This is a genomic window from Xylanibacter muris (genome assembly GCF_013166605.1).
GTDB lineage: Bacteria > Bacteroidota > Bacteroidia > Bacteroidales > Bacteroidaceae > Prevotella > Prevotella muris.
The window spans coordinates 339130-346878 of the sequence record NZ_JABKKF010000003.1 but is presented as its reverse complement, the minus strand read 5'-3'; the positions used below and the strand labels follow the sequence as shown (position 1 = coordinate 346878).

At 45.8% G+C, this 7749-nt stretch carries 3 protein-coding genes and 1 pseudogene; 1 reads left to right on the top strand and 3 read right to left on the bottom strand.

The features are described from left to right. The 3 genes and pseudogenes from HPS56_RS05420 to HPS56_RS05410 all read right to left on the bottom strand — a co-directional run. A pseudogene (locus tag HPS56_RS05420) lies at nucleotides 1-284 on the bottom strand (xylose isomerase); the annotation flags it as partial. A 1129-nt stretch (nucleotides 285-1413) separates the two neighbouring features. Continuing rightward, complete coding sequence (locus HPS56_RS05415; RefSeq protein WP_172275108.1) at nucleotides 1414-3855, bottom strand: glycoside hydrolase family 31 protein; 2442 nt, start codon at nucleotides 3853-3855, stop codon at nucleotides 1414-1416. Nucleotides 3856-4170: 315 nt separating this feature from the next. Continuing rightward, the gene (locus tag HPS56_RS05410) at nucleotides 4171-6072 is read right to left on the bottom strand and encodes a sialate O-acetylesterase (RefSeq protein ID WP_172275105.1); all 1902 of its coding nucleotides are present in this window, start codon (nucleotides 6070-6072) and stop codon (nucleotides 4171-4173) included. Between the two features lie 180 nt (nucleotides 6073-6252). On the opposite strand from HPS56_RS05410, the gene HPS56_RS05405 reads away from it, so the two are divergent. Next, a complete protein-coding gene (locus tag HPS56_RS05405) occupies nucleotides 6253-7743 on the top strand; it encodes an MFS transporter (protein WP_172275102.1) in 1491 nt (496 codons plus the stop codon). Nucleotides 7744-7749 lie beyond the last annotated feature (6 nt).

Below are 7749 nucleotides of genomic sequence, written 5' to 3'. Positions count from 1 at the left end.
AGCTTCTGCATTATCTCGAAACCGGCGTCCATCTTCTCCTTGGCACGCTCGACAGCGTCTGAAGAACGGTCCCACTCGTAACTGCGGGTCTGACCACCGAACTGGTCACCGGAGGCTCCGCAAAGCGTGTGCCACCAAGCCATCGAGAAACGAAGCCAGTCCTTCATCTTCTTGCCCATTACAACACGATCGGGATCATAGTAGTGGAATGAAAGAACGTTCTTACTCTCGGGTCCTTCGAAAGGAATCTTTCCTATCTGGGGAAAATACTCTTTTGCCATAATAATTATATATAATGTTTATTATTGATAATAAAATTAATCGCTGCAAATTTAACAACATTATACAAAATGATGTTTCTTTTAAGTCACCAATACTTTTCTATTTGTTTCATAAGCACGTATTTCAGGACTTTTCCTGCCCAAAAACAAAGAAAGACACAGTCTTTGAGGCAACAACCGAACAGTAAGGCTCCAAAACAAGGCCCCACACATGGCAGAAACATCATTTTCCACAATTACAACGGACAGCAACCGACAAAAGACATCGTCTCACATTCTGTTTCCGCCTTATACATATATATAATAATGTGTAGGCCTGTGTTTGAAAGAGCTGCATATCTCCACACACGGCAAAATAATCAGGCATAATCATACGGAGTCAATAACAATAAAAAATACATAGCCCCTTGTTTTTTGAAATCTATTTACATTATGGAATGTTTGTAAATTTCTCTTCCGATGAACAGCCTATTCATGCTCAATGAACAGCCTATTCATCAAGAGAGAATAGCCTATTCATCAAACGAGAACATGCCATTCATTTTCGGCACATTTTTACCCGTTCGTAACATGCTGTATTTCAACACATTACACACCACATATACAAACACAAAATCCCTTAAAAATAGCTCAGGAATATAGTGCGAATTATTTTTACATATATTTCATATCATACATTATATTCATTCCCCAAAAGCCATGATATCGCTTCGCAATATATATAGTATATAGGGGGGGGGAATCATTGAAGGTGGCCGTCTTCCACATGACACGTGCCAAAGGCACGTCCCTACATATAGGATGAAGGAGCACATCCGGCTCATGAAAAAAAAGAAGGAGCACATCCGGCTCCCCAAGGGGGAGAGAAGATGAGCCCCTCCAGCTCCCCAAAGGGGAGAGAAAGGAAGGGTATGTGAAAGCATCAGATGGGAATGCAGGACACTGCCCAAAGTAGGGACATGCCTTTGGCATGTGTCAGGAGAAAAACACCCACACACATCGATTCATTCTACAATAATACACACATCGCAAAACGATGTGAAAAGAAATAAAGATAACTGTGGATGCTCATAAAACCTGCAAAATGGCGTCCTCCACAATTTGAGGACGCCATTTTGCAGGTTTTCATTTGTCAGAGTCTCACGGAAACCTTCCTTCCGTCATAGCTTACCGTCTTACGCACACCATCCTGTGTGACAATGGTAAACTTCCGTTTCTGAATCATTCCTTTATATGCGCCCTTACGCCGGCCTATCGTAAGTCTGCGTGAAGCATTACTCCATGATACCGGTATTTCTGTATATTCACCTTTCTCATAGTTATAGTTGTCAAACTCATCTTCATATATGACAAACTCACCGTCGGCACCTGTATATACGCGAAGCTCCAGATTATCCCACGCCTTTTCTGCCGAATACTGTACGTCCGGCCCTATCGGAACAATGCTCCCGGCCTTGACATACAACGGGATGACATCAAGCTTTGTAGTCTTTGATATTTCCCTGCCACCGTCATGACGCTCATTGGTCCAGAAATCATACCACACAGTGCCGGCAGGAAGATAAACCTTTGAGTGATGAGATTTTGTAAAATCCGCCTTCACGGCATTTTCCACCTTCTTTCTGTCACGGTCCCATCCGTCATTCTCATTCACCTTCACAGCCACCTCCGGAGTATAATGAGCCTCCAATACGGGAGCCACAAGTATTGAACGGCCAAACATATACTCGTCATTCATATCCCAAACATTGCGGTCATCGGCAAAATCCATAACCAAAGCACGCATGAAACTGCCACGACGACGCGATACATCCCATGATGTGGAATAGATATACGGCAACAAGGAATAGCGCAGACGTATCGCCTTCTCGATGGCATCATAAACAGGCTCTCCTTTCTTTCCGAACTGATAAATCTCACGCGGAGCATCCGCACCGTGCGAACGCATCATGGGATTGAATGCGCTGAACTGCAACCACCGTACATACAGTTCCTGGAACATCGGATTACGCGGTGCCCCGCCATCTGCATAGCTTTTATTATAATGTCCGCAGAAGAATCCTCCTATGTCGCTGTTGTAGTTGGGATTGCCGGCAAGGGTGAAGTTCAATCCGGCAGGCACCTGCTTGCGCAACGTCTCCCACGAAGAACCGACATCACCCGACCATACGTTGGCTCCATAACGCTGTTGCCCGGCAAAGACGCTGCGGGTGAGTATCATCACGCGTTTATCGGATGTAGCGGCACGCTGATGATCATAAACACCGCCAACAGTCATCAGAGGATATGCGTTGCGCACCTTTCTGAACGACCCCATATAAGTCTTAGTATCAAAGTCCTCCGGCTTAAAATCCAGATGATCAGGCTCGGTGGAGTCCATCCACCATCCGTCTATTCCGAACTTGAATACTCCGTCATTAAGATATTTCCAGTATATATCGCGGGCCTCAGGATTATAGGCATCATAAACCCTCACCCCGGAAGGATAGTTTCTGTCCGGCGGCCATGAATCGATACCCGATTGGGGCCAAGTGCCGAAATCGAACAACATGCCCTTGCCGGCAAGTTCGCGATAGGGTCTTGTGGCCGGTCCGAATGACGACCATATAGATATCATCACGCGGGCATTCATGCCGTGAATGTCATCCATCATCTTCTTAGGATTCCTGAACAGAGGATTCTGGAAGTCCATGGCATTCCACAAGTAATTATGACCCCAATACTGCCAGTCCTGAATAACACAGTCTATCGGCACATTCAACTCACGGTACTTACGCAAGACACCGACAATCTCATCCTGACTCTTATAACGCTCCTTACTCTGCATGTATCCGTAAGCCCAAAGCGGAATCATAGGAACATCTCCGGTAAGACGGCGCATCTTTGCCACAACACCGTCGGCATTGCCTCCATACATAAAATAATAGTCTATGCAATCGCCCACTTCCGAACGGAATGCCGTCTCTTCACCGGCATCTATAAAATCGGTGGGAGAATAGTTATCCCAATAAATGCCATAGCCCTTTACCGACTGTATAAAAGGAATGTAGTCCTCCACATTTCCTTGGACCATACGCTTCGTCTGGCCGCGCTGAGACATCTTACCGTTCTGCAATATGCCGAGGCCATATACAGGCTCATCCTTATCCAGACGGAAAGACTGCCTGACAGAGAACGTCTTATTGCCGGCGTCATTAAAATCTTTAAACGACGGACGACCCTGCTCGGAAACCAACAGTTTTCCACCGGCATCAAAAAATCCGACCACACCTGTCTCCATGTCAAAAACGACCTCCACACCTGAAGTCTTAAGTCTTACGGAATTTCCGTTCTCTTTCACGGAAATCCTGACTTTCTCCGGCACTTCCGTAACGGCAAGACTTTTTTTCTCAAAACTCCTCCCCTGCGGAGACTTCAAAACCCTTACTGTAGAAGCATTGTAAAACTGCAACTCTACATCAGTCCCACCGACAGAGGCCTTAAGGCCGTTCCCGGTAAGCTGATACTTCTGTGCAAAGCCCACAGAGGCATAAAACAACATTGCAAGCAATGTAAACTTATTCATAATCTGCATACTGGTTAGTTTTATTTCTTTCTTAAACACAAAGGTAACAATAAAAAAAGACATTATGATTATACGTTTGATATAAAAACAGACACGTGACACAATACAAAAACTATATGATACAATCATAAAAACAATCAAAACACAAACATCATACTTTTGCAAAACATACTTACTTTAACCCAAAACAAAAAGAATGAGACAGTTACACTTTTATTTATGTATCGCATTATCTTACACATGAAAGTAAGATACAAAATAAAACCGGCATTATCTGTCTGCGACAGATAATGCCGGTTTGTCTTTATATTAACAAAGAATGACTTACCCGCCTATAACCATCTGGAAAGGAGATAGCGGCAGATTATCCTTGCTGTAGGCATTTGCACGGGCCGGATTATTCTTCCATGCGTAACGCACAGACTTAGGAGCAGCTACAGGCGACTTTATCACAATACGGTTTCCATCCGCCGTCGCCTCCGCATTATGGTACTTTCCATCACTTCCGGCAAGCTCAAACTCATATAGCGCACCGGACTGAAGCTGCTGGTCAAGGGTAAGAACCACATCACCGTTCCTTATTTCCGAAGCGATAACCTCAGGTGACAGCCTTACCTTGGGATTGAGAAGCATCTTCTCAAATCCGAGAGCCACACGCTGGGCAACCTCACGCTTGCGCAACGGATGTATGTCAACAGCCTCGCCAAGATCTATAGCCACAGCAAGCTCGGTATTCGGCACGTGCTTGGCAGTGAGACGCTGAGCCTCACGCACCCACGACCATCCGCTGTCCTGCGGCTTGTCGCTCGGCTCCATAAAATTCGCGAGCTGTACGACAACGAACGGCATGTCGGAATCGTTCCATAGCTGACGCCAGTTCTGAATGAGCTTCGTGAGCATGTTTTCATATATATGTCCGTCACCGGTGTTTGACTCACCCTGATACCATACCACACCGGAAATCGGATAAGGAGCCAAAGGATATATCATGGCATTGTAAAGCGTGATGGGCAGATAGTGGACGTTTATCTCGCTGTTATGGCATCTCGGCATACGCGCACCCTCACATACGCTCCACTGCTCAGACAAAGGTATCTCCAAACCATCGTCAAATATCAGCTTATACGGTTTGTCCTTTATGAAATGCGGATTGCCTCCCTTTGTGATAAAACGCACGGTAAGAGCATTGTCACCCTCACGCAACAGTCCTGCCGGCACGCTATAGCGGCGCGGAGGATACTGATAACCGGTCTGACCGACCTCACGGCCGTTGATATATGTGAAATCCTGGTCATATAGCGTTCCGACAAGAAGACGCGCAGGCTTTCCCGCATGGGTGGCATCGATATTTATATGCTGACGGACCCAGAACGAGCCCATATAGCTGTGCTCACCGGTGAGATTGTCGTACTGATTCTTCTTCTGCCATCTGCTGTCGTCATATTCAAGAGCGGTGAACTTTCCGCTTATTCCTGGATCGGTCTCGTTCATCACCTCAAACCAACGTGAGTTCGCCAACTGATTGGCACGCATCTGCGACCTTATCAGCTCATCGTTCTGATACAACAGCGAACGACGGTATTCCATCGGAAAATTGTTTTTCATCGTATCGGCCGATATCCACGACTGTATGGGGGTCCCTCCCCAACTGTCGGCTATCACCCCCTGAGGCACTCCGGTCTTCTCATACATCTCACGTGCAAGAAAATATCCGATGGCGGAAAAATTCCATGCATTCTGCTTTGTCACAGGTTTCCACGATGTAGGGCGGATATCGCTCTTAGGACCGTGTATCGATGTTTCGTTCTCGACACGGAACATTCTTATATTGCCATTTGAATAAGAATCAATATCCGTTGTATACTGAGGATAGACCCTCTCCACCTGAAGATCCATATTTGACTGTCCCGAACAAAGCCAGACATCACCAACAAGCACATCCTTAATCTCATTGTCGTTGACCATGATGGAATACGGCCCGCCTGCCTTCTGTACGGGAAGCTGCAGACGCCAGTTGCCATCTGTATCAGCAGTTGTCTCATAAACTTTCTTCTTGAACTTTACTGTTACTCTCTCTCCTTTGTCGGCCTTACCCCATATTATAATAGGCTTGCCGCGTTGCAACACCATGCCAGACTGAAACAGCTGAGGCATGACGACCTTGGCACTCAGGCTGAAAGAGCAGCAGAATGCCGTGATGACTGATAGGATAAACTTTATTTTCATAATACTTGATAAATTATTTCGTCACCACAAAATTATATGTTTTATTCCAATAACTAATAGCCTAAAAACAGGAACATTCAACAATGAAACAAATTCAAAAACTTATGTAACATTTGTAATAATTACCAAATATAAAATATACTATCTTTGCAATCGGAAAACAAATAACACAATTTTATAATGAAAGAACAAATCTCACAAAAGGTATCATTGGGAGAAAAAATCGGCTATTCGCTTGGTGACGCGTCTGCCAATCTTGTATTCCAGATGATGATGATTTTCCAGCTGAAGTTCTATACGGACGTTTTCGGGCTGGACGGAGCCATCGCCGGAAGCGTACTGCTAATAGCACGCGTGGTCGATGCATTTGTAGACCCTGCAGTAGGAATCCTCAGCGACAGGACACAAACGCGCTGGGGAAAATACAGACCATGGGTACTTTGGACGGCACTGCCGTTTGCGGTGTTCTACGTACTGGCGTTCTACAACCCCGGAATAGAGGACAAAGGACTTGTGGCAACATACGCCACAGTATCATATATATTATTAATGGCAATGTATTCCTTCAACAACACACCCTATTCTTCTTTAGGGGGTGTGATGACCGGAGACATCAAGGAACGCACAAGCATAACATCCATAAGATTCGTTGCCGCAACAATAGCACAGTTTGTAGTGCAGGGACTCACGTTGCCGCTCGTGAACAAATTCGGAAAGGGCGACCTGCAGCACGGATGGCTATGCACAATAGGCCTGTTTGCAGCAATAGCATTCGTATTCCTTATCATAGCCTTCCTGTCTTCACGAGAACGCATACAGCCGCCAAAGGCACAAAAAGTGAGCATAAAGGAAGATATAAAAGGAACGGTGTCAAACATTCCGTGGCGTGCCATGTTCGTACTCACACTGTTTGTATTCATAACATTGGCCATGTGGGGATCCGCCATGAACTTCTACTTCCAGTACAACGTAAGCCAGAACTCTCTGTATGAGTTCCTTGCCGCATTCGGACTGACAGACCCGGAATATGAGAAAACAGGCATCATGGCTACGGTCCTCGGAGCATTCAACCTTATTGCACATGAGGAAAAAGACGCATTTGCAATAGGATTCTCACTCTTCAACATGGTCGGAGCACTGGTTCAGTTCATCGGAGTGATTTGTCTCTCAGGATTCCTTGCAAACAGATACGGCAAGAAGAACACGTTTATAGTATGTCTTTCGCTAACGGCATTGTTCACAGCCATGTTCTATCTGCCCCAGCCGTCAGACATAGGACTTATGTTCATACTGTGCATACTCAAATCATTGGCATACGCTCCCACTGTGCCTCTGTTATGGGCCATGATCGGTGACGTTGCCGACCACGTGGAATATGTAAACCACAGACGTGCAACGGGCTTCTGCTTCTCAGGAGTGGTGTTTGCTCTGAAAGCAGGATTAGGCATTGGAGGTGCGTTCGCTGGCCTTATCCTCTCCGGTTTCGGATATGTGTCGGGAAATGCCACAATACAGTCGGAAACGGCAATGGAAGGCATACGCCTCGTATCGTCAATAGTTCCGGCAATATTGTTCGGCATAGGCGTGGTGGCACTGTTCTTCTACCCCATTACCAAAGAGTTTAATGAGAATATGCAGGCCGAGCTTTCGGTAAGACGCAGAAATCAGTAACATATT

Excerpts from the sequence above, each read along its gene's own strand:
- HPS56_RS05410 (WP_172275105.1), bottom strand. The coding sequence starts at position 6,072 with ATGAAAATAAAGTTTATCCTATCAGTCATCACGGCATTCTGCTGCTCT.
- HPS56_RS05405 (WP_172275102.1), top strand. The coding sequence starts at position 6,253 with ATGAAAGAACAAATCTCACAAAAGGTATCATTGGGAGAAAAAATCGGC.
- HPS56_RS05415 (WP_172275108.1), bottom strand. The coding sequence starts at position 3,855 with ATGCAGATTATGAATAAGTTTACATTGCTTGCAATGTTGTTTTATGCC.